The 23025-nt window shown below is 69.4% G+C and carries 23 protein-coding genes, 1 tRNA gene and 2 pseudogenes; 13 read left to right on the forward strand and 13 right to left on the reverse strand.

Annotated elements, in window-relative coordinates:
• Positions 1-625: 625 nt before the first annotated feature.
• Both ACH35V_RS16740 and ACH35V_RS16745 read left to right on the forward strand, forming a co-directional pair.
• Positions 626-1486: an AraC family transcriptional regulator gene (locus ACH35V_RS16740; protein ID WP_395973435.1), complete on the forward strand. Its 861-nt coding sequence runs from the start codon at positions 626-628 to the stop codon at positions 1484-1486.
• Between the two features lie 57 nt (positions 1487-1543).
• Positions 1544-2350 (forward strand): annotated as a pseudogene (locus ACH35V_RS16745) (DMT family transporter); the annotation flags it as partial.
• Here ACH35V_RS16745 and ACH35V_RS16750 read toward each other — a convergent pair.
• The 4 genes from ACH35V_RS16750 to ACH35V_RS16765 all read right to left on the reverse strand — a co-directional run bounded on the left by ACH35V_RS16750 (position 2319) and on the right by ACH35V_RS16765 (position 5871).
• On the reverse strand, positions 2319-2708 hold the full coding sequence (locus tag ACH35V_RS16750; RefSeq protein WP_395973437.1) for a pentapeptide repeat-containing protein: 390 nt from the start codon (positions 2706-2708) through the stop codon (positions 2319-2321). The pseudogene ACH35V_RS16745 and the gene ACH35V_RS16750 sit on opposite strands and share 32 nt — an antisense overlap.
• A gap of 160 nt (positions 2709-2868) precedes the next feature.
• A complete protein-coding gene (locus ACH35V_RS16755; protein ID WP_395973265.1) occupies positions 2869-4662 on the reverse strand; it encodes a M64 family metallopeptidase in 1794 nt (597 codons plus the stop codon).
• 126 nt (positions 4663-4788) lie between these two features.
• Positions 4789-5607 (reverse strand): SDR family NAD(P)-dependent oxidoreductase, encoded by an 819-nt coding sequence (locus ACH35V_RS16760; protein ID WP_395973267.1) that lies wholly within the window; start codon positions 5605-5607, stop codon positions 4789-4791.
• 54 nt (positions 5608-5661) lie between these two features.
• Positions 5662-5871, reverse strand: coding sequence for a hypothetical protein (locus tag ACH35V_RS16765; RefSeq protein WP_131971342.1), 210 nt, complete (start codon positions 5869-5871; stop codon positions 5662-5664).
• Positions 5872-6102: 231 nt separating this feature from the next.
• On the opposite strand from ACH35V_RS16765, the gene ACH35V_RS16770 reads away from it, so the two are divergent.
• From ACH35V_RS16770 to ACH35V_RS16785, 4 genes are all read left to right on the forward strand, one after another.
• Positions 6103-6222, forward strand: coding sequence for a DLW-39 family protein (locus ACH35V_RS16770; RefSeq protein ID WP_211342807.1), 120 nt, complete (start codon positions 6103-6105; stop codon positions 6220-6222).
• A 90-nt stretch (positions 6223-6312) separates the two neighbouring features.
• The gene (locus ACH35V_RS16775; protein WP_395973269.1) at positions 6313-7029 is read left to right on the forward strand and encodes an HAD family hydrolase; all 717 of its coding nucleotides are present in this window, start codon (positions 6313-6315) and stop codon (positions 7027-7029) included.
• Positions 7030-7459: 430 nt separating this feature from the next.
• Positions 7460-7861: a PASTA domain-containing protein gene (locus ACH35V_RS16780; RefSeq protein ID WP_395973271.1), complete on the forward strand. Its 402-nt coding sequence runs from the start codon at positions 7460-7462 to the stop codon at positions 7859-7861.
• A 466-nt stretch (positions 7862-8327) separates the two neighbouring features.
• A tRNA-Ala gene (locus tag ACH35V_RS16785) sits at positions 8328-8400 on the forward strand.
• A 117-nt stretch (positions 8401-8517) separates the two neighbouring features.
• Here the strand turns inward: ACH35V_RS16785 and ACH35V_RS16790 are convergent.
• The gene (locus ACH35V_RS16790) at positions 8518-8724 is read right to left on the reverse strand and encodes a hypothetical protein (RefSeq protein ID WP_395973273.1); all 207 of its coding nucleotides are present in this window, start codon (positions 8722-8724) and stop codon (positions 8518-8520) included.
• A gap of 257 nt (positions 8725-8981) precedes the next feature.
• On the opposite strand from ACH35V_RS16790, the gene ACH35V_RS16795 reads away from it, so the two are divergent.
• Positions 8982-9371: a VOC family protein gene (locus tag ACH35V_RS16795; RefSeq protein ID WP_395973274.1), complete on the forward strand. Its 390-nt coding sequence runs from the start codon at positions 8982-8984 to the stop codon at positions 9369-9371.
• An 88-nt stretch (positions 9372-9459) separates the two neighbouring features.
• Here the strand turns inward: ACH35V_RS16795 and ACH35V_RS16800 are convergent, their stop codons facing one another.
• Positions 9460-10239, reverse strand: coding sequence for an SDR family NAD(P)-dependent oxidoreductase (locus ACH35V_RS16800; RefSeq protein WP_395973275.1), 780 nt, complete (start codon positions 10237-10239; stop codon positions 9460-9462).
• An 87-nt stretch (positions 10240-10326) separates the two neighbouring features.
• Between ACH35V_RS16800 and ACH35V_RS16805 the strand changes: the two genes are divergently transcribed.
• Positions 10327-10776, forward strand: coding sequence for a MerR family transcriptional regulator (locus tag ACH35V_RS16805; protein ID WP_395973277.1), 450 nt, complete (start codon positions 10327-10329; stop codon positions 10774-10776).
• 308 nt (positions 10777-11084) lie between these two features.
• Here the strand turns inward: ACH35V_RS16805 and ACH35V_RS16810 are convergent, their stop codons facing one another.
• The 5 genes and pseudogenes from ACH35V_RS16810 to ACH35V_RS16830 all read right to left on the reverse strand — a co-directional run bounded on the left by ACH35V_RS16810 (position 11085) and on the right by ACH35V_RS16830 (position 18463).
• On the reverse strand, positions 11085-11681 hold the full coding sequence (locus ACH35V_RS16810) for a peptidoglycan-binding protein (RefSeq protein ID WP_395973279.1): 597 nt from the start codon (positions 11679-11681) through the stop codon (positions 11085-11087).
• 146 nt (positions 11682-11827) lie between these two features.
• Entirely contained in the window at positions 11828-13564 is a 1737-nt protein-coding gene (gene cydC, locus ACH35V_RS16815; RefSeq protein ID WP_395973281.1) for a thiol reductant ABC exporter subunit CydC, read from the reverse strand.
• A 397-nt stretch (positions 13565-13961) separates the two neighbouring features.
• On the reverse strand, positions 13962-15623 hold the full coding sequence (cydD, locus tag ACH35V_RS16820; protein ID WP_395973283.1) for a thiol reductant ABC exporter subunit CydD: 1662 nt from the start codon (positions 15621-15623) through the stop codon (positions 13962-13964).
• Between the two features lie 389 nt (positions 15624-16012).
• Positions 16013-17032, reverse strand: a pseudogene (cydB, locus tag ACH35V_RS16825) (cytochrome d ubiquinol oxidase subunit II); the annotation flags it as partial.
• Positions 17033-17047: 15 nt separating this feature from the next.
• Positions 17048-18463, reverse strand: coding sequence for a cytochrome ubiquinol oxidase subunit I (locus tag ACH35V_RS16830; protein ID WP_395973285.1), 1416 nt, complete (start codon positions 18461-18463; stop codon positions 17048-17050).
• Between the two features lie 172 nt (positions 18464-18635).
• On the opposite strand from ACH35V_RS16830, the gene ACH35V_RS16835 reads away from it, so the two are divergent.
• Both ACH35V_RS16835 and ACH35V_RS16840 read left to right on the forward strand, forming a co-directional pair.
• On the forward strand, positions 18636-19220 hold the full coding sequence (locus ACH35V_RS16835) for a Uma2 family endonuclease (protein WP_395973287.1): 585 nt from the start codon (positions 18636-18638) through the stop codon (positions 19218-19220).
• A complete protein-coding gene (locus ACH35V_RS16840; protein WP_395973289.1) occupies positions 19153-19428 on the forward strand; it encodes a DUF397 domain-containing protein in 276 nt (91 codons plus the stop codon). Before ACH35V_RS16835 ends, ACH35V_RS16840 begins: the two co-directional genes overlap by 68 nt.
• 74 nt (positions 19429-19502) lie before the next feature.
• On the opposite strand, the gene ACH35V_RS16845 is transcribed toward ACH35V_RS16840, so the two are convergent.
• Positions 19503-20366: a serine protease gene (locus tag ACH35V_RS16845; protein WP_395973290.1), complete on the reverse strand. Its 864-nt coding sequence runs from the start codon at positions 20364-20366 to the stop codon at positions 19503-19505.
• Positions 20367-20613: 247 nt separating this feature from the next.
• Here ACH35V_RS16845 and ACH35V_RS16850 point away from each other — a divergent pair, with 247 nt between their 5' ends.
• Both ACH35V_RS16850 and ACH35V_RS16855 read left to right on the forward strand, forming a co-directional pair.
• Positions 20614-20904: a hypothetical protein gene (locus ACH35V_RS16850; RefSeq protein WP_395973291.1), complete on the forward strand. Its 291-nt coding sequence runs from the start codon at positions 20614-20616 to the stop codon at positions 20902-20904.
• 9 nt (positions 20905-20913) lie between these two features.
• Positions 20914-21435: a hypothetical protein gene (locus ACH35V_RS16855; protein ID WP_395973292.1), complete on the forward strand. Its 522-nt coding sequence runs from the start codon at positions 20914-20916 to the stop codon at positions 21433-21435.
• Here the strand turns inward: ACH35V_RS16855 and ACH35V_RS16860 are convergent.
• Entirely contained in the window at positions 21429-22439 is a 1011-nt protein-coding gene (locus ACH35V_RS16860; RefSeq protein ID WP_395973293.1) for a helix-turn-helix domain-containing protein, read from the reverse strand. The two genes, ACH35V_RS16855 and ACH35V_RS16860, sit on opposite strands and share 7 nt — an antisense overlap.
• 99 nt (positions 22440-22538) lie before the next feature.
• On the opposite strand from ACH35V_RS16860, the gene ACH35V_RS16865 reads away from it, so the two are divergent.
• Entirely contained in the window at positions 22539-22988 is a 450-nt protein-coding gene (locus tag ACH35V_RS16865; RefSeq protein ID WP_395973295.1) for a rhodanese-like domain-containing protein, read from the forward strand.
• The last annotated feature ends 37 nt before the right edge of the window (positions 22989-23025 follow it).

Here is a 23025-nt window from a genome sequence, read left to right on the forward strand (position 1 = left end):
AGGGGCCGTGCGGCGTGCTGGTACTGGGTCTGGTCAGCTGGTCGAGTCCGAGGCCGGGCGGCCAGCTGCGTCGCGGTCTGCGCGACGTGCCGTCCTTCGGTCAGGTAGGTCTGCTGAGGCTCGGTCTGAGCTGTTCGCGGAGGCAGGGGCCGTGCGGCGTGCTGGGACTGGGTCTGGGCAGTTGGTCGAGTCCGAGGTGGGGCGGCTTGATGAGTCGCTGTCTGCGAGGCGTGCCGTCCCTCGGTCGAATGGGTCTGTGCAGGCACGGATTGGGTCGGGTGTGGAGGCGAGCGCCGCGCTGGGTTCGGGCGCTCGGTCTGGTCGTCCGGGCGATCCTGGGGGTGCGCGAGGTAGCGCTCGCTTGGTTGAGCCTGTTGAGGTTGGGGCCGTGCAGTGCGCCGAGTCACGGTCTGTATGGGATGCGGCTGTTCGGGCTGGGCGGGTGGATGAGCTTGGGGGTGAGCGAGTGGCTGACTCAGGGGCGCAGCCACTGGGCACGGCGCGGTCTGGTTGGGGAAGTGCCCTTCGGGCTGGGCAAGCTGCTGAAGGGCGGGCTGATTGGCGGGGTGGGTCCCGGGTGGAGGACGGCGGGGTGGAGGCGGTTGGTTCTGGGGGCGGCGGGGTTGTGCGGGGTGGGGATCAGACGGTTTGGACGCGGGTTGGCGGGGTTCAGGGGGTGCCGCTTGATCTGTTGACCGCGCGGATCGGGCGTCGGCATTACGCGCCGCATATCCATGATGAGTACGCCATCGGGGTGACCGTCGACGGTCTGGAGACGATGCGGTACCGGGGCGAGAAGGTGTACTCGGGTGCTGGGAGCCTGGTCGTTGTCGAGCCGGGGGAGGCGCACACGGGTGGTCCGGCTCGTCCGGAAGGCTTCGCCTACCTGTGCGTTTATCCGGGTGCCGAGCTGCTGGGCGCCGCCGTGAATTCGGACGAGGAGCCCGCGTGGCCGCACTTCCGGGAGCCGATCATCGATGATCCGGAGCTTGGCCTGGCGTTGGGGCTCGCGCATCGCGCCCTGCGCCTGGGGCAGGACCCGCTGGAGGGCGAGTCCCGTCTGCTCGGGGTGCTGGGCGCGCTCGTCCGGCGGCATGCGGGTCCGAGCCCGGAGGAGGCGCCGGGACGGAGAGGCGCGGACGCTGGCCGGATCGCCCGCGTCGTCGCGGCGCGCCTGTCGGACGAGATGCTCGCCCCGCCGACGCTCGCCGAGGTCGCGGGCGACCTGGAGCTCTCGCGGTATCAACTGCTGCGGGCCTTCCGTGAAGCTGTGGGGATGCCGCCCTACGCGTGGCTCGCGCAGCACCGGGTCACCCGGGCCCGTGCGCTGCTGGACGCGGGACACCGGCCGGCGGAGGTCGCGACGCTCGTCGGGTTCGCCGACCAGGCGCATCTCACGCGGTGGTTCCGGCGTGTGGTGGGCGTCACGCCCGGCGCGTACCGCAACAGCGTTCAAGACAGCGCGTCGCGCCGTCCCGCATTCTGAGCCTGTCCGTTCGTCGGACGGACGGGAACGGAGGTCGTGTTGAGTCGCCGTGGCTGGGTGCTGTTCGCGCTGATGAGCGTCCTGTGGGGCATCCCCTATCTGATGATCAAGGTGGCGGTCGAGGACGTCTCGGTCGCGATGATCGTGTTCACCCGGACCGCGCTCGGCGCCGCCGTCCTGCTGCCGCTGGCGCTCCGGGCGGGCCGGCTCGGCGTGGTCCGCCGGCATTGGCTTCCGCTCCTGGTGTTCACGGCGGTGGAGATCCTCGGGCCGTGGGCCCTGCTGTCGGATGCCGAGACCCGGCTGACCAGCTCGATGACCGGGCTGCTGATCGCCGCCGTCCCGATCGTCGGGGTGGTGCTGGCCAGGCTCACCGGCGACGGGGAGCGGCTCGGGCCGGTGCGGTGGGCGGGGCTGCTGGTCGGGCTGGTCGGGGTCGGGGTCCTCGCCGGTCCGCATCTCGGCGGCGGCAGCGCGTGGGCGATCGGCGAGGTCATGCTGGTCGCGCTCGGCTACTCCATCGCCCCGATGATCGCGACCCGGCGGCTGCGGGACCTGCCCAGCCTGCAGCTGGCCGCGTTCTCGCTGGCCATCGCCGCGCTCGTCTACACCGGCCCGGCGGCCGCCACCTGGCCGGAGTCGATGCCGAGCGGACGTGTCCTCGCCGCGCTCATCGGGCTCGGGCTCGTCTGCACGGCGGCGGCGTTCATCGTGTTCTTCGAGCTGATCCGGGAGGTCGGCACGTCCAGGGGCATGGTGTTCACCTATGTGAACCCGGCCGTCGCGGTCGTCGCCGGGGTCGTGTTCCTCAGCGAGCCCCTCACCGGGACGATCATCGCCTCATTCGCGCTGATCCTCGGCGGTTCCGTCCTGGCGACCGCCCACCGCAGCCCCGCACCCGCCGATGCCGCGTCCGCCGATGCCGCGCCTGGCGGAGCTGCGTCCGCTGGAGCTGCGTCCGCTGGAGCTGCGTCCGCTGGAGCTGCGTCCGCTGGAGCTGCGTCCGCTGGAGCTGCGTCCGCTGGAGCTGCGTCCGCTGGAGCTGCGTCCGCTGGAGCTGCGTCCGCTGGAGCTGCGTCCGGCGGAGCTGCGTCCGGCGGTGCTGCGTCCGCTGGAGCCGCCACGGCCACTGGAGCTGCGTCCGGTGAAGCCGCGTCTGTCCGGGACGCGGGGGCCGAGTCCGAAGAGGCCTCGACCTGTTGACCTGCTGGGACGGACACACTCAGCTAGCGCGATCAGAGCCGTCCCGACCATATTCATAGCCGGAAAGTGCCCGTCGCTCACGCAGATGCCGGCTTGCTCGCGGGGGTCCGCGGGTCGCGCGGCCGGCGTGTTGGTGGGCGTGTTCGTCCTGAGCGGGCGAGTGTCCTTTGGTCGGCTGGTCAGCGGAGTGTGACGATGAACTTGCCCGGCTTTCCGATGTTGCCGGCTGGGTCGATGGCGCGGTATTCGATGGTGTGTCGGCCTTTGCCTAGCTTGCCGTAGGTGAGGCTGTCGATGACCGTGCCGTTCTCGGTGAACAGCCAGGGGGCGGACGAGTCGGTCGGCCAGCCGAAGTAGTTGAACCAGCCGTCCCCGTCGACGCGGAACTCGGAGACCACGACGCCCGCGCGGTCGTCCGCGCCTGTGAGGCGCATGGTGAACGGGCCGTCGAAGACGTGTTCGGGCGTCCGGCCAGGGCGCACCTGGCTCTGCGTCGCCTTCGACAGTTCGTACTTCACCGTCGGGGCCTGCGCGTCGATCGTCCACGTCCGGGTCTTGGAACCGACTCGTGCGACTAGCTGATGCGTGTCCTTGGACAAGCGGAACCGTGCCAGATCGATGTCCCGGTCACCGCCGCGTACGCGTCGTCCGTCCAATTCCCAGCGAACGGACGGAATGCTCCGCACCGGATGTGTCGTCTCCACGTACACGACCGATTCGCTGCCCACAGGCTTGTCGGTAGGGGTGGACGAACTGAAATCGACGGGCACGTCCTCCGGCGGGGTCTGCACGCTGGTGTCGACCGTCCACGTGCGCACTTGGGTGAGCGCGGCCGACGAACGTACAGCCGGGTCACGGACGAAGCCAGTTGGGTCAGTGACCCTCGCCTGGACGGTGTGCGTGCCCTTCTTCAGGTGCAGCCGCGACAGTTCCAGGTTGGCACCCTTCTGTACGGCCTTCCCGTCGACCGTCCATGTGACGGACAGCTGGTGACCGGACGGATGCATCGTTTCGACCCACAGAACACGGTCGTCCCCCACCGGCACGGCCGTGGGAGTGTGCGCCTGGACGAGGTTGACCTTGGCTGCTATCTGCTGGGTCATCCGTTCGCGCGACACCTGGTCGAAGTAATAGCCCAGCGTTTTCATCATCGAGTGCTGGCTCGGCCTCCACACGCCCTTACTGAAATAGATGCCGCCCTCGTACCGTCCTATGGTTCCTCCGGACTCGCTTCGCTCACCGAGCCACCGCCACCACTTCTTCTTCTGCGCCTTCATGTCTTGCTCGGTCAGCAGCGTGTGGTGGAGGGAGTCGGGCTCAGGACCGGTGTACGTCCCGCCGGGAACACCCCGCTGGTAGTAGTCGTACTCGTCGTCCAGCCCACCCAGTGAGTGGCCGAGCTCATGTGGCGCGATGAGAGCGGACATCGCGTTCCCGCCAGAAGCTGTCGCGTAGGCGCCGCCTGCACCGCCGTAGGTGTCGCTGTTGGCGAGCCCGAGAATCTGCCGATTTGCTGTGGTCGTCCCTGGGACGAGGTCCGCGTACGTCTTGGCCGCCGCAGAGTCCATGACGAGAAGCCGCTGAACGCCGTCCGCCCGGCAACCGCTCCAGAACGCCATGCTCAACGGAGTAGTGCGGCGTGGGGACGACAGCGACGGATCGCAGCTCACCCCAGACTCGCCGGACGGGATCTCGACCGCGTACACGTTGATGTAGCTGCGGTACGACTTGAACGGCTCGATCGTCCACAGGTCATTGAGATGTTCGGCGTAGTGGGCGCGGAACTTGGGCATGTCGGCCGGCGTGTAACCGTCCCCGAGGATCACGAGGTTGAAGCGCTTCGCGGGGTCACCGGTGACCTGCACGGGGACCACTGTCGCGTCTGCGGGGTCGGCCGCCCGCGCGGGAGCCGCAGACAGGGACAGGACGGTCACGGCCGCCGCCCCGATCGCCGTCGTCCTACCCGTCCACATGCGCAGACCTCCTCGCGGCGGCGCACGCGGCAGGCGGGGGGCCGCCCGGGGGGACGCTGCGCCCGGCACGTCCCGCTGATCAAGGGGGACGTTTCCGGATTATCACCTGAAGATGCGGATTTGTCGCTACCGCTTGCGGCGCTGTCCGTCCGCCAGGCCCCGCGTGACCCGCGCGCCGCCCGCGCGCCGCTGCACCGCCGCCGACAGGACGGGCGCGAGCCCGCCGATCCTGGCCCCGAGCCGCAGCCCGAGCGGCGCCACGTCGATCTCGGCGACGTTCCGCTCGATGGCCCGTACGGTCGCCCGCGCCACGTCCTCCGGAGACCGGGTGCCGACGCCGCGCGGCAGCGTGACGCCGGTTTCGGCGAACATGCCCGCGTCCCGGATGAACCCCGGGAAGATCGTCGACACGCCGACCCCGTGCGGCCGCAGGTCCTCGCGCAGCGCCAGAGCGAACCCCCGCATGCCGAACTTCGTCGCGTTGTAGAGGGACGCGTTCCCGGACGCCGCCTTTCCCGACAGCGACGAGACGAACACCAGATGCCCGCGGCCACGATCGGCCATCCGCGCGCTCGCGAGCTTCGCCATCACGACCGGCGCCCGCAGGTTCACGTCGAGCGCCCGGTCGATCTCGGTGATCGAATAGTCGGCCAGCAGCCCGGACGCCGGCAGCGCCGCGTTCGCGACCAGCACGTCCACCCGGCCCGCCTCGCCGAGGAGCCGCTCGGCCTCGTCCAGGAGTTGCTCGGCCGTCTCGCGGTCCGCCAGGTCGGCGGCGACGACCCGGGCGCCGCCGCCGAGCCGCTCGGCCAGCGGTTCCAGGACGTCCACCCGCCGGCCCGTCAGGACGAGCCGCGCGCCGCGCCCCGCCAGCGCCGCCGCGAGTGCCTGCCCGATCCCGCCGCTCGCGCCGGTCAGCAGGACGTTCGCTCCGCGCAGATCCATCCCGCGATGATGCCGCATACGTGAACAATCCTCACCCTCAGCCGCGGCGGGGGCTCACATCCCGATCCGCCACAGCAGCAAGATGACCGACGACAGCACCAGCCCGGCCGACCCGATGACCACCTCGCCCAACGCGATCATCGCGGCGCATCCCGTCGCGGTCACCCCGGCGGCGAGCACCAGCCCGCGGGCCCCGGACGGCTCCTCGTCCGGCGCGCCCGAATCGAACTCGCGTTCCCAGCGGCGGAAGTCGTCCTCAGCCATCGGCTCTCCCGAGGGTCGTCACCCCGGATTATGCGGCGGTCCCGGCGGCCCGGCGAGATGGCGCGGGGGTGAGGGCATCCGCACCAGAATTTGGACGCCGGGTCCGATACCGGTGAGGGGGTGCTGATCGCCCGGGAACGGTTGCTAGGCTGCGGAGAGCCTGGGGGAAGCAGTCGCTGATGTGAGGTCCCCCGGGGTTTGACTGAATAGTCGAGGTGAAGGGGTCCCACCGTGAAGAAACTGCTCATTCTGGCCGTCGTGGCACTCGGTGGCTTCGCAGTCTGGCGCCGGCTGCAGCAGGACCGTGCCGAGCTGGACCTGTGGACCGAGGCCACGTCGTCCGACAACTGAGCATTTTTCATCCCGCCCGTCCGCGGAGGCATGGCCGGCGCGGGCCGGGATGAGAAGTGTTCACCCGACGCAGGCGATAAGGTCCCCGGCGTGAACGAAGCAGCCCCGATCACCGTCGCCTGCCTCGATCTCGCCGGGACCACTGTCGCGGACGGCGACGCCGTCCGGACCGCCTTCGCCGAGGCGATCGCCACCCTGGGGATCGTCTCCGGCACGGCGGCGTACGACCGTGCCCTCGCCCGGTTCCACGAATCGCGCGGCGGCTCGAAGATCGCCATCTTTCGCTCCCTCTTCGACGAGGACCGCGCCCAGGCGGCGAACCTGGCGTTCGAACGCTCCTACGACGACATCGTCGACCGCCACGGCCTGAAGCCCGTGCCCGGCGCCGACGACGCCCTCCTGCGCATCCGCGCCGCCGGCATCCGCGTATGCCTCCTCACCGGTTTCGGCCGCAGCACGCAGGCCCGCATCATCGACACCCTCGGCTGGTGGGACCGCGTCGACCTGACCCTCTGCCCGGCGGACGTCCCCCGCGGCCGCCCGTGGCCCGACCTCGTCCTCACCGCCGCCCTCCGCCTCGGCGCGGACGACGTCCGCCACATCGCCGTCTGCGGCGACACCGCCAACGACATGCTCACCGGGCACCGCTCGGGCGCGTCCATCGTCGCGGGCGTCCTCACCGGCGCCCACGACCGCGACCGCCTCCTCACCGCCGGCGCCACCCACATCCTCCCCAGCGTCGCCGCCCTCCCCACCCTCATCCTCCCCACCCCCGCCAATACCCCACTGCCCGCCGACCACAGATAGGCCCATCGCGCGCTCGCGCCTGAGGCGCCTCAGCGACCGGGCTCACGCAGTTCACCGGACGGCATTCCAACAAGCCGGTGCTGCAAATCTGCGGGGCACCTTGGAATCCGGTTAAGGTCCAGTTCCACGCGACGTTGTGCGCCTGGAGACTCGCCCACCGCGCCCCGCCGAGATCCTGCGCGGCCACGTTGCCAACGGGTGCCTCTTCCACGGAGCTCCGAAGCTGCATCGCCATCGTCGCGGTGTGGTCGACTGGCGGTAGTTCGTCAGGGCTGAGGGCCTGCGAGTGCCCGGCGAGGGGATCATGTCGCCGCGGCCCACGTCCGCACCGGCCGAAATCGGACGGCTGTCAACCCTGTCAATGTGCCCGGCGTCACAGGACCAGCCCTCCGCCGCTGTGGACCTTGACCCTCACACTGACAGGACCCTCATGCGGACCTTCATCACCATTCTCGCCGCGCTTACCGGCGTGCTCACCGCGGGCTGCGCAGCCCCGGAGGAGACGCCGGCGGCGGCACCGGTCACGGTCACGAAGACGGCCACGCCGGAGGCAGCGGAGGCCGCCCCGGCGACGTCCGCGGCAGCAACCCCGCCTTCCACCGCACCGGAGCGCGTCAAGGTGCCGCGGGTGGTGGGGATGAACCACCAGGACGCCCAGAACCGCATGCAGGACGCAGGGCTGTTCAAACTCGCCGAGGTCGACGCCACCGGTCAGGACCGGCTGCTGTTGTGGGACCGGAACTGGGTCGTCGTGAAGCAGAGGCCGGGCGCGGGGACGCGCGTCACCGAGAACGCGACGATCACGCTCTACAGCAAGAAGATCGGCGAGTAGGGCCCCGGTCCAGGCCCCTGTCCCGCAACCGCATTAGCGGAGGAGGGACGGGGGCCGTCGGCATTCCCTGGCCGCGGACGACCCCTCCTGCAGTACTCCGGCGACCTGCCGACCGCGCCGTGGGCAATAGGACCCGGCCGACGCCCGGACACCGCTGCTCGACGGCGCCGTCGAGCACGTAGTACGGCCAGCGCGCGACGAGGCCACCGACAGCGATCATCGGCGCTGCCGTGACGTTCTGGGAAAGGTCGGCGGGCGTGAGTTCGGGCTTCGCGCGGCCTCGTCCGCGGCGGCGGGGACATGGCGACTGGACGACTTCGGCTTGCGTCTCAGACCTCCGGCGAGTGGCGGTCACCGGTGCTCCACCGGGTCGGCCCGTCCGGAAATCCTGTGCTCTACCAACGGTGTACGATCGTCATCGGTCACGCCGATCCAACGTTTCCGCAGGTAAACAACAAGAGTTCAAGGGGCCTTAGCTCAGTTGGTAGAGCACTGGCTTTGCAAGCCAGGTGTCAGGGGTTCGAATCCCCTAGGCTCCACTCACCAGAAAGCCCAGGTCAGAACCAAGCTTCCGACCTGGGCTCCTGTCTTTCACGGTAACGTCTTCCGCCGCGGTGCCCGTCGCGCGTCCGTCGCGTGCCCGTTCGCCTGGACGTTCAGTCCGCGAGGGTGCCGAGGCCGAACCAGAGGCCGGCCATGCCCGGCAGCGTCAACGGGACCACGGCCAATGCCGCCAGCCAGCGCGGAACGCCTCGCGCGTACCGGCCGGTCAGCAGGTTGAGCATGCGGAGCCATGCCAGGCAGCCGGCGACGAGGCAGAGGCCGCCAAAGCTGAACCACTTCGCCGCGATCAAGGCGTTCACCTGCAGGACGGTAGCCAGAGGCGGTCAGCGTTCACAAACCGGCCCTTGGCGGGAAGTCGAAGCTTGCACGGCGCGGATCGTGCCCCCAACGCCGATCTGTTGGTCTGTTGCACGAGGTTCGTTGTCTGGCCGTTAGCGGGAGGTTCGCGACGACATTCAGGGGGCCTCTTGGCGCTCGCCGTCATCTGCTGGTGACGCCTCGTATCCGGGCCCTTCTGGTTGGGGTTGTTCGGCCTCTTACGGGCAGATTGGAGGTCATGGACATCAACTCCGTGATCATCGACTCCGCTGATCCGGATCGGCTGGCGGCGTTCTGGAGTGAGCTGCTTGACCGGCCGGTGGTCGCGCGTGCCGGGCCGTATGTCTGGCTTGAACGCAGGAACGGGTTCGGCGTGGGTTTCCAGCGCAACGACGGCTCTAAGGCCGGGAAGAACCGGCTGCACCTGGATCTGGAGTCGGACGATCCGGCTGCCGAACAGGCCAGGGTGGAGGCGCTGGGCGGACGTCGGCTGACCGAATACGACCCCGGTGGATTCCTCGTCATGGCCGATCCCGACGGAAACGAGTTCTGCATCATCCCCAAAGGCTCGTTCAACCTCGACGACGAAGGGCGGGCCGACTACCTGACTGGAGACATGTCCACCTGATCTCAGGTGGAGGACGGATGCATTCACCGCCCTCACACCGCTGTCGTTGAGACGGGCCTCGCGCCGTCGTCTTGGGATGGCTTCCTGATTAGACGGTTTTGAGTAGGCCGCCGTCGATTACCAGCTCCGAACCGCTCATGTTGGGGACTTGGCCGGAGGCGAGGAAGACGACGAGTGCCGCTATCTCCTGGGGCTCGGCGAAGCTACCGGTTGAGAGGCCCATGCGCGTCGGGAGTTGGTCGGTGATGTGCTCTCTGGCAATGCCTGCGCGTTGAGCAAGGAGGTCGCCGGGGCCGCCCGGGGACGACCAAATGTCCGTCCAGACTGGCCCGGGGGAGATGGTGTTCACTCGCAGGCCTCGAGGGCCGAACTCCTCCGCCAGCGCTTTGCCGAGGTTGGATAGCGCGGCTTTGGCGGCTGACTGGGCGATCAGACGTGGTTGCGGCAGGCGGGCGTTGACGGAACTGATGTTGACCACCGCGCCGCGCCGCTCAAGAAGGCTTGGCAGCGCCGTTCGGATTGTGCGCACGGCCGTCATGAGCGTCAGGTTGAGCGTGTGGTGCCAGGCGTCGTCGTCGAGTTCGAGGAATCCGCCGCCGGGAGTCGAAGTGCCCGCGACGTTGTTGACGAGTAGGTCGATGGCGCCGTGCCGTTCGAGCGCGTGTTGTATGAGGCGGTCGGGTCCGTCAGGGGTTGCCAGGTCGATTCTGTATATGTCCGGGGTTGCGGCTTGCAGGGCATCGGTGGTCGTGCGTGTGCCGGCCACGACCGTGAAACCGTCCTTGGCGAGCGCGCGGACGATCGCCAGACCGATCCCCCGGCCCGCTCCGGTCACCACGGCGATGCGCGTTCTACTCGACGTTGTCATCGCGATGTCCTCCACCCGCTGCCGCGGGGTTGCATGGTACGAATCCTCACGTCGGCAAGCATCCAGGTTGAACTATGGTTCAAGTCAATGAGTGAGCTGTCGATGGCCGAACTGCGGGCCCGCACCGGGCTGGCGTCGTCCGCCCTGCGTTTCTATGAGCGCAAAGGACTGCTCCGCGCCGCCAGGCGTGCGGGTGGCAAACGCGTCTACGACGAGGACGCCGTCGAACAGGTCGCGCTCATCGACCTGCTGAAACAGGCCGGCTTCACACTGGCGGAGATCGCGTTGCTCGTCGGTCCGAGCGGGCGGACGGCGCCGAACTGGCGAGCGGCGGCGTCGGCGAAATTGTGTGAGCTCGACGAGCGCGTCCAGCAGATACAGCGGGCGCAGAAAGCGTTGCGGCACGCCCTGGACTGCGAGCACGACCACCTCGACGATTGTCCTGTGCACCACCGCATTCTGCGAGCACACGCCGAAACGCTCGCGGCCGCCGCGAGGAAGGCGGCCCCTGCCACTCACCGTTCCGGTCCTGCCTAGGGCTTTTTGCGTGACGCTTGCCGCGTGCTGCTGCGCAAGACGACGCCGATTGGGGTGGACGCGGTGTCATTCTTCTCGTCCGCGTCAGCCGTCCAGCGCGGCCAGTAGTGCTCGGGTCCGGAGGGTGAGTGCGGTTGTGGCTGCGGGAGCGTGATTGAGTGGTGGGACCTAATAGCAGGCCGCCTTTTTCGTAGCCGACGTGAACGAATCGCTCGATATGCGGCTGTGCGGCGACGGGCGGGACATGCGCCCCGGATGTGGGACGGCGGCCGCCACGCGAGTGGCGGGGCGGCCGCCGTTGAGGGCCTTTAGCGGCCGGGGGTGCGCTGAGATTCGGCACCCTGGGCGAAGGCGGCGCGGAAGGTGATCTCGCCGAAGATTCCGTCGGCGTCGATCTCCTTGCGCTCCTGGAAGGCCTTGACCGCCGCGGTGGTGGCCGGGCCGTAGCGGCCGTCCACGACGAGCGACCGGTCCTGCAGGACCTTCATCGCGTACTGGATGCCCTTGATCTGGGCCACCCGGCCGCTGCCCGCACCGACCTCGCCCCCGTCGTCACGGAGCGCGCCCCAGGTCTCGATGTCGAGCTTGCCCGTCTGGGGCAGGTTGTGCGATCCCTGGTAGTCCTCCAGCGCGGCCGAGAGGTCCGACGGCCAGCCCTCGCCGGCGGACGTCGGCGTGCAGTCCTTGTAGAACTGGAACTGCACCAGGTAACAGCGCATGGAGGCGATGCGGTAGTCGCTGTCGCCAGGGCCCAGCTCCACCCACGGCTGCGACTCGATGGCCTTGACGACCGCGGGATCGGTGTTCGGGCCGTCCGCGCTCGCCGTTCTCATCGCGCCCATGCCGGCGCCGATCGCCAGCAGCGTCACCGCGACGCCGAGCACTGCGCGTAGCAAGATCTTCATCTGTGGAATCCCCCGTTCCGGTCGATTGGATCCTGTACTTCGGTGTGATGCCGACCGATGGGGAATTGTTCTCGGTAATCTCGGACAATTTGTCCGGACGAATGGAACCGGGCGCGGGTTTACCTGATTCGGAATAATTTACTTACTTAAATTGGAGTCGGCTCGGCGGCGCGCTCCCGCCGCCACAGGGATCGGTAGAGGCCGGGGCGGGACACCAGGTCAGCGTGCGTTCCGCGGTCGGTGACGCGGCCGCCGTCGAGGACGATGATCTCGTCGACGGCGTCCAGGCCGGTGAGGCGGTGGGTGACGAGCAGGGTTGTCCGGCCTTCGGTGGCGGTCAGGAGGTCCGCGGTGAGGGCGTCGGCGGTTTCGAGGTCGAGGTGCTCGGCGGGCTCGTCCAGGAGGAGGATCGGGAAGTCGGCGAGGAGGGCGCGGGCCAGGGCGATGCGCTGGCGCTGGCCGCCGGACACCTGCGCGCCGTGCTCGCCGACGCGCGTGTCGAGGCCCTGGGGGAGCGCGTCGATCCAGTCGAGGAGGCGGGCGCGGCGGAGGGCTTCGCGGATCTCGTCGTCGGTGGCGGTGGGGCGCGCCAAGCGGACGTTCTCGCCGATGGTCGAGTCGAACAAGTGGGCGTCCTGGGCGCATAGGCCGATGATGCGGCGGACGTCGTCGCCCCTCAGGGATGGCAGTTCTACTGCGTTGAGGGCTGTCCGGCCACTGGTGGGTTCTAGGAAGCGGAGAAGGACGGCGGTGAGTGTGGTCTTGCCTGAGCCGCTTGGGCCGACTATCGCGCAACGGCGGCCCGGGGTTAGCTCCAGGGTGACGTCGTCTAGGACGTAGGGGCCAGTGGGCGTCCATTGGGCGCGGAGCTTTTCGACCTTGAGGGTGTAGGGCGGTGCTGGGAGGGGCGTGGGGGTGGTTGGGTCGGTTACTGGCTCGGGGGTGTCCAGGACGGCGAAGATGCGCGTGGCCGAACGGCGGACGCGTTCCAGGTACTGCGCGGCCAGCGGGAGCCCGGCGACGACCTCGAATGCGGCCAGAGGCAGCAGGACGACCACTGCTAGGAGCACGCCGTCCTGCGTCCCTGAGCGGACGGCCGGTACGCCGACGGCGAGACTGCCCCAGACGGCCAGACCGCCCGCGATAGCGGAAATTGCTGCACCGATACCGGCGGTGGTGGCGGAACGGGCCGACGCGCGGGTGAAGTCACGGTCTAGCTGGGTTGCCTTGGCAAGGTGCGCAGGGGCGGCGCCGTAAGCGATGAGTTCGGGTGCGCCTTGCAGGGTGTCCACGACGTGGGTGGTGAGATCTGCGCGTAGGTCGGTCGTGCGGTGTTCTGCACGGCGCGCGACAACGGCCGACAGCCAGGGGGCGACGACGCCTGCGAGGAGAAGGGCGCACAGGAGGACGGCACCCGCCGACGGAAGCAGGGCCCAGGCAAGGCCGACGGATGCGCTGCCGACGATAGCGGCGACCGTGCAGGGCAGGAGGACGCGCAGGTAGAGGTCCTGGACGGCGTCGACGTCTGCGACGAGCCGGTTAAGGAGGTCGCCGCTGCGGAAGGTGGGAAGCCCGCCGGGCGCGAGCCGTTCCAGCCGTTCGTACACGCGGGCGCGCAGGTCCGCGAGGATCCGGAAGGTCGCGTCATGGCCGATGAGACGTTCGACGTAGCGGAACACGCCCCGTCCCAGCCCGAAGGCGCGGACGGCCACGATCGCGACCATGAGCATCAGCACCGGCGGATGCTGCGCGGCGCGCGAGATGAGCCATGCCGAGGTGGCCATGAGCCCGACGCCACTGCCAAGCGCCAGAACGCCGAACAGAACGGCGAGGCCAAGCCGCCACCGAGCGGAACGAGCGAACGTGAGCAACCGGAGAATCACGCCGCCCCCGCCCCCGCCCCCGCCGCTGCCCGAAGCCCTGCGCGTGCCTTTGCCCGACGTCCTGCGTCTGCCAATACTCGGAGCCCTGCGTCTGCCGCTGCCCAGTGCCCTACGTCTGCAAATACCCAGAGTCCTGCATCTGCCGCTGCTCGGCGTGCTGCGCGTGCCGATATGCGGCGTGCTGTGTCTGCCGCTGCCTGGCGTGCTGCGTGTGCTGGTGTCTGGCGTGCTGCGTGTGCTGAGTGCTGTGGGGCGGCGGTGTGACGTTGCCTGAGCCGGTGTGTCGGACGGGCCGTCTGGCTGAGGTGCTGAGACGGGTGAGTGTTGGGATGGACCGCGTTCAGGCGGGGTGGGTGAGGGTGGTGAGTGGCGGGCACGTGGGGTCTGGGGTTGGGGGTCATGTCGTTACCGGGGTGGGGTGGGACGGGATGGGGATCGTCCGGTCGGCGAGGGCGGCTAGGGCGGGGCGGTGGGCGACCAGGATCACGGTGCGGGAGGCGGCCAGGCGGCGGACGGCGTCGAGCACTGACGCCTCGCTCTCCACGTCGAGGTTCGAGGTCGGCTCGTCCAGGAGGAGGAGCGGCGCGTCGCGCAGGAAGGCGCGGGCGAGGGCGATGCGTTGCCGTTGTCCGGCGGAGAGGCCGAGTCCTCGCTCGCCGAGGGGAGTGTCGAGGCCGGACGGCAGGGCGTCGATGAACGACAGGGCGTTCGCGGCCTGGGCGGCGGCTCGGACGTCGGCGTCGGACGCGTCCGGACGGCCCAGGCGGATGTTGGCGGCGATCGTCCCGGCGAACAGGTGGGGGCGCTGCGGGACCCAGGCGATGCGGGCGCGCCAGGTGTCCGGGTCGATGTCGGCGAGGTCGGTCCAGTCGATCAACGCGCGGCCGGAATCGGGCTGGACGAAACCCAGCAGCAACGCGAGCACGGTGGATTTCCCGGCGCCGCTCGGGCCGGTGAGGGCGACCGTTTCCCCTGGGTGGACGGTGAGGGAGAGGCCGTCGAGCGCGGGTTCGTCCCGACTGTCGTAGGCGACCGTTACGTTGTCCAGGCGGATCGTGGCGCGGGTCAAGTCGGGGACGGTGGTGCGGGTGCCGGGGGCGGGGGCGGGCGTTTCGATCACCTCGAAGATCCGTCCGGCGGCGGTGAGGCCCTCGACGCTCGCGTGGTACTGAGCGCCGACCTGGCGCAGCGGCAGGTACGCCTCCGGCGCCAGGATCAGGACGAGCAGCGCGGTCTCCAGGCCGAGCCCGCCCTCGACGAGGCGGAGCCCGATGGAGACGGCGACGAGCGCGACGGAGAGTGTCGAAAGGAGTTCCAGGACGAGCGCTGACAGGAATGCGATCCGGAGTGTCGACATCGTGGCCCGGCGGTGCCGGTCGGTGACCTCGCGGATCTTGTCCGACTGGGCGCGGGCGCGTCCGAAGATCTTGAGCGTGGGGAGGCCGGAGACGACGTCAAGGAAGTGCGACGACAGGACGGAGAGCATGCGCCACTGGCGGTCCATCTTCCGCTGGGTGGTGAGCCCGACGAGGATCGCGAACACGGGGATGAGCGGCAGCGTCACGGCGATCGTCACGGCGGACAACCAGTCGCCCAGCAGGATCCGCGCGCCCACTGCCATCGGGACGATCACGGCGAGGACGAGCTGCGGCAGGTAGCGGGAGAAGTAGTCGTCCAGCGCGTCGATCCCGCGGGTGGCGAGGGTGGCCAGCTCGCCGCTGCGCTCGCCGGACAGCCAGCGCGGGCCGAGCCGCAGCGCGTGCGCGAGCAGCCGGGCACGCAGCTGCGACTTCACGGCGGCGGACGAGCGGTGCGCGGCGACCTCCTGCAGCCAGGCGACGAGGGCCCGGCCGAGGACGACGGCGAGGAGGAGCAGTAGCGGGACGCGCAGGTCGCCGAAAGCGGCGCCGTCCAGGAACGCACGGGTGAGCATGTCGGCGAGCAGCGTCGCCTGCGCGATGATCAGCCCGGCGGTGGCGGCGCCGAGCGCGACGGACGCGACCAGGAAGGCGCGGGTCGTCCGGGCGTGCCTGAGCAGCCGGGGGTCGAGGGGCTTCATCGCGCCGACTCGGTCGGTCGTGCGTTCGGCGGGCTCGGCGGGCTCGGCGGGCTCGGCGCGTTCGGCGGGCTCGGCGCGTTCGGCGGATTCGGTCGGCTTGGCGGGCCTGGCGGGCCTGGCGGATTCGGTGGGCTCGGCGCGTTCGGTGGGTTCGGTGGGCTTGGCGGGTTCGGTGGGCTCGGCGCGTTCGGTGGGTTCGGTGGGCTTGGCGGGTTCGGTGGGCTTGGCGGGTTCGGTGGGCTTGGCGGGTTCGGTGGGCTTGGCGGGTTCGGTGGGCTTGGCGGGTTCGGTGGGCTTGGCGGGTTCGGTGGGCTTGGCGGGTTCGGTGGGTCTGGCGGGTTCGGTGGGTCTGGCGGGTTCGGGGGGCTTGGTGGGGAGTTCGGTGGATTCTGCGGATTCTGGGTGTTCCGGGCCGTTGTCGGGATGTGGGACGTGCCGATGCGTTTGCGGAACACCCAGTACGTCCAGCCCTGGTAGATCATCACGATCGGGGTGAACACGGCCGCCACCCACGTCATGATCTTGAGCGTGTAGGGGGTGGAGGAGGCGTTTTCGGTGGTCAGGGTGCCGGCTGCGTCGAGGGTGGACGGCATGACGTCCGGGAACAGCGACGTGAACAGCGTCGCGACGGCGAGCACGATGGCGGCGCCGGTGCCGATGAAGGCCCAGCCCTCGCGTCCCCTCCGGTTGGCGACGGCGGCGACCGCCAGCCCGGCGGCCGCGCCCCCGGCGGTCAGCCAGGTCACCGGTTTGCCGTGGTCGAGCTGCGTGATCAGCAGGAAGCTCCCGCCGGCGGCGATGGCCGCGATCGCGGCGATGCTTGCGATGAAACGGGCCCGCACGCGGATGTCCCCGGACGTCTTGAGCGCCAAGAACACCGCCCCGTGCAGGACGAACAGGATCATCGTCGTGAGCCCGCCGAGCAGCGCGTACGGGTTGAGCAGGTCGGCGAGCGTCCCGGCGTACTCGTGGTCGGCGTCCAGCGGCACCCCGCGGACGATGTTCGCGAACGCCACGCCCCACAGGAACGCCGGGACGAGGCTGCCCCAGAAGATCGCCTTGTCCCACCGGGACCGCCACCGCGCGTCGTCCCGCTTGCCCCGGTACTCGAACGCGACGCCCCGGATGATCAGCGACAGCAGGATGGCGAGGAGGGGCAGGTAGAAGCCGCTGAACAGGGTCGCGTACCACTCCGGGAACGCGGCGAACATGGCGGCGCCGGCGACGATGAACCACACCTCGTTGGCGTCCCAGACGGGCCCGATGGTGTTGATGACGACGCGCCGTTCGACGTCGCTGCGGCCGAGGACGGGCAGCAGCATGCCGACGCCGAAGTCGAACCCCTCCAGGAAGAAATAGCTCGTCCACAGGAAGGCGATGATGATGAACCAGACGGTGGTGAGTTCCATGACCGGCCTGCCCTCTCAGTAGGCGAACGCGTGCGAGCGCTCGGAATCGTCATCGGAGTCGTCACCCGGAGGCGGCGGGAGCGCCTCGTCCTCGGACGGCGGCCCGGCCTTGGCGTACTTGAGCATCAGCCCGGCGTCGATGACCGCGAGGACGGCGTAGAGCGCGGTCAGCGAGACGACGGAGATGAGCATCGACGAAGCCGACACACCTGGCGACACGCTCGCGGACGTCTTCATCACGCCGTACACCGACCACGGCTGCCGCCCCATCTCCGTGAAGATCCATCCGGCGGAGTTGCCGATGAACGGGAGCGTCAGCGACAGCATTCCGACCCGGTACACCCACGGGTTGGACGGCAGCCGTCCGCGCCGCAGCAGCCACAGCCCACCGAGCGAGACGAGCGCGGTGAGCATCCCGACCCCGACCATGAGCCGGAAATTCCAGTAGATGGCGGGCACGAAGGGCCGGTAGTCGCCGGGCCCGTGCCGCGCCTCCTCGGCCGCCTGGATGTCGTTGATCCCCTCGACCTCGCCGTTGAAAGTGCCCGTGGCCAGGAACGACAGGACGCGCGGCACCTTGATCCCGAAGACCTCCTCGGCGCCGTCCGGCGTCCCGACCGTGAAGATCGAGAACGAGGCGGGCCGCTCGGTCTCGTAGAGCGCCTCGGCGGCGGCCATCTTCATCGGCTGCTGCTCGGTCATGACCCTGCCCTGCTGGTCGCCGGTGACGGCGACGCCGATGGACGCGACCGCCGTGACGGCCAGCGCCAGCCGCAGCGACGGCCGGAACACCTCCACGTTCTTCCGCCGCGCGAGGTGCCAGGCGCTGACGCCCGCCATGAACATCCCGCCGGTGACGAACGCCGCCGTGATCGTGTGCGGGAACGCGACGAGGTGCGTCGGGTTGGTCAGGACGGCCCAGAAGTCGGTGAGGACGGCCCGTCCGGTCTCCTCGTCGATCCGGTAGCCGACGGGGTGCTGCATCCAGGAGTTCGCGGAGAGGATGAAGAACGCCGACAGCTGCGTCCCGATGGCCACGAGCCAGATGCAGGCCAGATGGATCCGTTTCGGCAGCCTGTCCCAGCCGAAGATCCACAGCCCGAGGAACGTCGACTCGACGAAGAACGCGAGCAGCCCCTCGATCGCGAGCGGCGCGCCGAAGACGTCCCCGACGAACCGGGAGTAGTCACTCCAGTTCATGCCGAACTGGAACTCCTGCACGATGCCGGTGACGATCCCCATCGCGAAGTTGATCAGGAAGAGCTTGCCCCAGAACTTGGTGGCCCGCAGGTAGGCGGTCTTGCCCGTCCGGACCCAGGCCGTCTCCAGGCCCGCGACCAGCGCGGACAACCCGATCGTCAGCGGCACGAACAGGAAGTGGTACACGGTGGTGATCCCGAACTGCCACCGCGCGATATCGACCGTGTCCATGCCCCGGGCCGCCTCTCTGACTATCTACTACAAGCTGTAGTACTACGTCCCGTGGAACATACTACGGCCTGTAGTACTACCGCCCGTCGTTAATTCCCTCACAGGCATTCGCGAGGTACACGGGTACCCTGACCAAGTACCTGTGCCGACTGGACCGGAGGCGCTACCGGCCATGCATGCGCTGACTCTCCCGTTGCCCTCCGGCGACACCTGGACTCGGGCAGAATTCGAAGCGCTACCGGAAGACCTCCCGGTACGCGTCAGTCTCATCCACGGTGAACTCGTCGTGAGCCCACGGCCTCGCCCGATCCATCAGCGCATCGCGCGGCGCCTGGCGACTCGGCTAGAGGACGCCGCTCCCGCTGCTTGGCAGGTCGACACGGACGTGGACGTACTCCTGGACGACGACGAGACCGAGCCGGTCGAGATGGCCCCCGACATCGTCGTGTATTCCACTGATCACGACCCCTACGAACGTCCCATCCCTGCCGACCTGGTCACCCTCGTCGTTGAGGTGGTGTCGCCGTCCACCAAGCGCAAAGACCGGCGGGCGCACCCGGAGCTTTACGCGGAGGCGGGAATCCGTCACTTCTGGCGGGTGGAGACCGACCAGACCGCACCAGCGTTCGCGGTCTACACCTACGAGATCAACGACGCCACCGGACGATACGTCGCGACCGGCGTCCACCATGATCGGATCTCCGTCACCTCGCCCTTCGGCCTCGACATCGAGCTCAAGCCCGTCCGCAATCACTGACCCTTGCCTGGCGTGTTGGCCTGAATGCAGGCCGTTGCCATACCTGACGACTACGCTCGGGAATCCGACGAACACGGTCGGCCACACGGAAGTCGCGGGTGTTGCCCCGGCTGTCGCTGTGCGCGACTCCAAGGACCCTGACGGGCCCAAGCTGATCTTGGACGCTGGTGCCTGGCGGGCGCTTACGCGTCGGATCAAGGCTGGGTAAGACGGCCGGGCCTGTGAAACAACAAGGCGCCTCGCATCTCCCGGCGGGAGATGCGAGGCGTTTGTTGTGGTGTGTTAGCCGCGGGGGGCGGTGCAGCCGGAGCGGGTTAGGTCGAGGGTGGTTCCGGGGGCTATGCAGTTGGCCAGGATGTAGGTCTGCTGGGCGTAGCCGATTTGGCGGCGCACCGTGACGTTGCCCTGCTCGTCCACCTCGCAGGGGTTGTTCAGGGTGCAGCGGCCGCCGCTCTCGTTGATGGTGTTGTTGACGCCGATGACCTTGCCGGACGCGCCGTCGATCGCCGGGGAGCCGGACGTGCCGCCGATGACGTTGCACTGGGACGTGTAACGCAGCGCGTCCTTCCACGTCCACTCGGCTTCACGGATGCGGTAGGCGAACCCGTCGAGCTGGCAGGTGTAGATGCGCTTCCAGTAGCCGGAGACGACGTGCAGGGTGCCGCCGGACGCCGGGCGCTGCAGCACCATCTCCAGTGCGGGCGTGTTGTACTGCTGCTTGATCTGGGCGTAGGTGGTGTTGAGCTTGTACAGGGCCGCGTCCGTGTCGGTCATGGTCGCGTACAGCAGCGTCGTGGCGCGCAGGGTGCCGAGGTCTCCCCCGCTGGAGTTCAGGAGGGTGAACGTCCGGCTGGACGCCCGGTTCGTGATCACCTGGCCGGCGGACGGCATGCCCGTCTCGATGCAGTGGCCGTTGGTGAGCACCATCGCGGGGTCGCTGTCGGCGGAGTTGGGGGTGCGCACGACCGAGCCGGAACAGTTGCTCAGGGCGACGATCCCGGTGAAGTCGGCGGCCTTGACCTGCGCCTGCGCGGGAGCTTGCGCGGGGGCGGCAGCCGGGGCGGCGAACGCCGTGGCCGTGCCTGCTGTCGCCGTGGCGGCGCCAAGGAAAGCGGCGACGAGCATGCCGAGAATGCGTCTTTGCATGGCGGGGGGTCCTCTCGGTGTTCTTCGGTTGTGGCAGTGCTGCTGGATCGGCAATGGTGTGGATCGTCCCGGCCCCCCGCTACCGGCATCGCTCTGATCCAGGACGAACGTGCCAGCAGCGTGATCGTAACCGCGCTCCCCGCACCCAGGAAGAACGGATTCGACTGATCTGGGAGAACGTGGCGAATCGGGCAGGCATTGCAAAGTCGGCTCCGGCCGCCGGGATCGGCTGATCTACACTCCCGGCATGGACCTCAGGCACGCGACGCGCATGATCCTTTCCGAGTCCGCGGCCCATCCGGAGCTGCTGCGGGTGACCCGGCAGGCGCATGACCGGCTGGCGCTCGGACAGCAGGTGGCGCACACCGATCTGCGCTGGATGCTCAGGGAGGCCGCCCGCAAGAACGTCTACCCCGACCTCCATTCGCGTTACGGCGCCGCGGCCTTCGACGAGATGGTCACCGTCCTGTGCCGCGAGATCGACCGCCAGGACCCGGCTCCCGTCGGCCGGGCCCCGGCTCCCGTCCACCACGGCTGAACTGGGACGATGCGTGTCAAGGGGCGGGGAGCGCCGGACGCGGGGCAGCCGTGGAATGAGATCGTCCCCGGCCTGTGGATGGGCGGGCACCATTACGCGACCGCGTCCGGAGAACGCTTCGCCGCTGTCGTGACGGACGAGTTCGACACCGTCATCAGCCTCTATCGGCGAGACGGCCACGGCCCGCCGCCGAATGTCGAACACCATTACGCCGAATTGCCCGACGCCCCGCTGACCGCCGACCAGCTAGAGGCCGTGTGTCGGTTAGCGGACACGGCCGTGGACGCGCTCCGGCGGGGTAGGCGCGTCCTCGTCCGGTGCCATTCGGGCTATAACCGGTCAGGGCTCGTCGTCGCGCAGGGCCTCGTCGGAATGGGATATCCGGCCGACGACGCGGTGTTCCTCATTCGCTACCGCCGGTCGAAATGGGCGCTGAACAATCACGTCTTCGTCGATTACCTGAACACCGGGCTGGACGTGGCGCGCCTGCTCACCGGCCTCGACAGCCTCCCCCAAGACGGCGATCACTGAGCGGAGGCGGCCGCAGCCGTCGTCGTCGCGCGGAAGGTGCGCCGGTAGGCGGACGGCGACGTCTTCATCGCCCGGACGAAATGGTGCCGGAACGTCACCGGGCTCTCGAAGCCGACCGCCGCGCCGATCTCCTCGATCGGCGTCCCGCCCTCCTCCAGCAGCGGCAGCGCCGCCATGATCCGCTGGGCGATGACCCAGCGGAGCGGGCTCGTCCCCGTCCGCCCGCGGAAATGCCGGATGTACGTGCGCGGCGCGAGGTGCGCCTCCCGGGCCAGGCGCGCGACCGTGATCGGCTCGGCGAGATGCGCGAGCGCCCACGCCATGCTCCGTCCGACCGCGTCGTCCTGCTCGTCCGGCGGCAGGGTCACGGCGGCCTCGACGAACTGCGCCTGCCCGCCCTCCCGGTGCGGCGGGACGACCAGCCGCCGCGCCACCGCGTTCGCGATGCGGGCGCCGTGGTCCTTGCGGACGAGATGCAGGCACATGTCGAGCCCGGCCGCGCTGCCCGCCCCGGTGAGCACGTCGTCGCCGTCCACATAGAGGACGTCCGGGTTCACGCGCACCATCGGGTAGCGGCGCCGGAGCAGGTCGGCGTATCGCCAGTGGGTGGTGGCCTCGCGTCCGTCCAGGAGGCCGGCGGCGGCGAGCGCGAACGCGCCTGAGCAGATCGACACGACGCGGCCTCCCCGCTCGTGCGCCCGCCGGAGTGCCGCGACGATGTCGGGCGGGGGGTCGTCCCGGACGTCGGGGACGGCGACGACGATCACCGTGTCCGCGGCCGCGAACTCCGCCAGGCCGTGCGCGGTGGTCAGCGTGAAGCCGCCGACCGCCCGTATCGGGCCGCGTTCCGGCGAGCAGACCCGCAGGTCGTACCAGGGGACGTCCAGCTCGGGCCGGGGCAGCCCGAACACCTCGACGACCGAGCCGAGCTCGAACGGCGACATGCCGTCGAACGTCAGCACCGACACCGTGTGCCGGCGAGCCGGCGGAGCGATGGCCACCATGGCGAGATCTTAGCGATAAACGGCGATCAGGCCACTTCTGGGACGAGGTGACCGCCGCGCAGCATGGGCCGTACGAGATTCCGGCCCAAGGAGCGTCAAATGATCGACTTCCTGCCCGCGGCGTCCAGCGAGGAGGCCGTCCGGCATTTCGCCGCCCGCCTGTCGTTCGAGACGGACGTGTCCGACGTCGCCGACGACCTCGGCGCCGGCACGATCGTGGTCGTCGACGCGCGCGGCACGCGGAGCTGGGAGCAGGGGCACGTCCCCGGCGCGCTTCACCTGCCGACCCCGGAGATCGCCGGACGCGCCGCGGCACTGATCCCGCACGGCCAGACCGTAGTCGTCTACTGCTGGGGACCCGGCTGCAACGGCGCCACGAGGGCCGCCCTGGAGTTCGCGAAGCTCGGCTATCCGGTCAAGGAGATGATCGGCGGATTCGAGTACTGGGCCCGCGAAGGGCTCCCCGTGGAGACGACCCCGGGGACGGTCACGCGCCGCTCCCCCGACCCGCTCACCGGACCCATCAGCGCCGTTTCCTGCGACTGCTGAAACCCCGATGGACGAGTGAGCTTGAATGTTCCGGCAG

This window comes from Actinomadura sp. 1N219 (assembly GCF_044326405.1).
Taxonomy (GTDB): Bacteria; Actinomycetota; Actinomycetes; order Streptosporangiales; family Streptosporangiaceae; genus Spirillospora.

Coding starts and splice junctions, on each gene's coding strand:
- ACH35V_RS16760 (WP_395973267.1), bottom strand. CDS start 5,607: ATGGATCTGCGCGGAGCGAACGTCCTGCTGACCGGCGCGAGCGGCGGG.
- ACH35V_RS16795 (WP_395973274.1), top strand. CDS start 8,982: ATGGACATCAACTCCGTGATCATCGACTCCGCTGATCCGGATCGGCTG.
- cydD (WP_395973283.1), bottom strand. CDS start 15,623: ATGAAGCCCCTCGACCCCCGGCTGCTCAGGCACGCCCGGACGACCCGC.
- ACH35V_RS16840 (WP_395973289.1), top strand. CDS start 19,153: ATGATCGGATCTCCGTCACCTCGCCCTTCGGCCTCGACATCGAGCTCA.
- ACH35V_RS16830 (WP_395973285.1), bottom strand. CDS start 18,463: ATGGACACGGTCGATATCGCGCGGTGGCAGTTCGGGATCACCACCGTG.
- ACH35V_RS16800 (WP_395973275.1), bottom strand. CDS start 10,239: ATGACAACGTCGAGTAGAACGCGCATCGCCGTGGTGACCGGAGCGGGC.
- ACH35V_RS16765 (WP_131971342.1), bottom strand. CDS start 5,871: ATGGCTGAGGACGACTTCCGCCGCTGGGAACGCGAGTTCGATTCGGGC.
- ACH35V_RS16780 (WP_395973271.1), top strand. CDS start 7,460: ATGCGGACCTTCATCACCATTCTCGCCGCGCTTACCGGCGTGCTCACC.
- ACH35V_RS16805 (WP_395973277.1), top strand. CDS start 10,327: ATGAGTGAGCTGTCGATGGCCGAACTGCGGGCCCGCACCGGGCTGGCG.
- ACH35V_RS16810 (WP_395973279.1), bottom strand. CDS start 11,681: ATGAAGATCTTGCTACGCGCAGTGCTCGGCGTCGCGGTGACGCTGCTG.
- ACH35V_RS16845 (WP_395973290.1), bottom strand. CDS start 20,366: ATGCAAAGACGCATTCTCGGCATGCTCGTCGCCGCTTTCCTTGGCGCC.
- ACH35V_RS16835 (WP_395973287.1), top strand. CDS start 18,636: ATGCATGCGCTGACTCTCCCGTTGCCCTCCGGCGACACCTGGACTCGG.
- ACH35V_RS16850 (WP_395973291.1), top strand. CDS start 20,614: ATGGACCTCAGGCACGCGACGCGCATGATCCTTTCCGAGTCCGCGGCC.
- ACH35V_RS16860 (WP_395973293.1), bottom strand. CDS start 22,439: ATGGTGGCCATCGCTCCGCCGGCTCGCCGGCACACGGTGTCGGTGCTG.
- ACH35V_RS16855 (WP_395973292.1), top strand. CDS start 20,914: ATGCGTGTCAAGGGGCGGGGAGCGCCGGACGCGGGGCAGCCGTGGAAT.
- ACH35V_RS16755 (WP_395973265.1), bottom strand. CDS start 4,662: ATGTGGACGGGTAGGACGACGGCGATCGGGGCGGCGGCCGTGACCGTC.
- ACH35V_RS16865 (WP_395973295.1), top strand. CDS start 22,539: ATGATCGACTTCCTGCCCGCGGCGTCCAGCGAGGAGGCCGTCCGGCAT.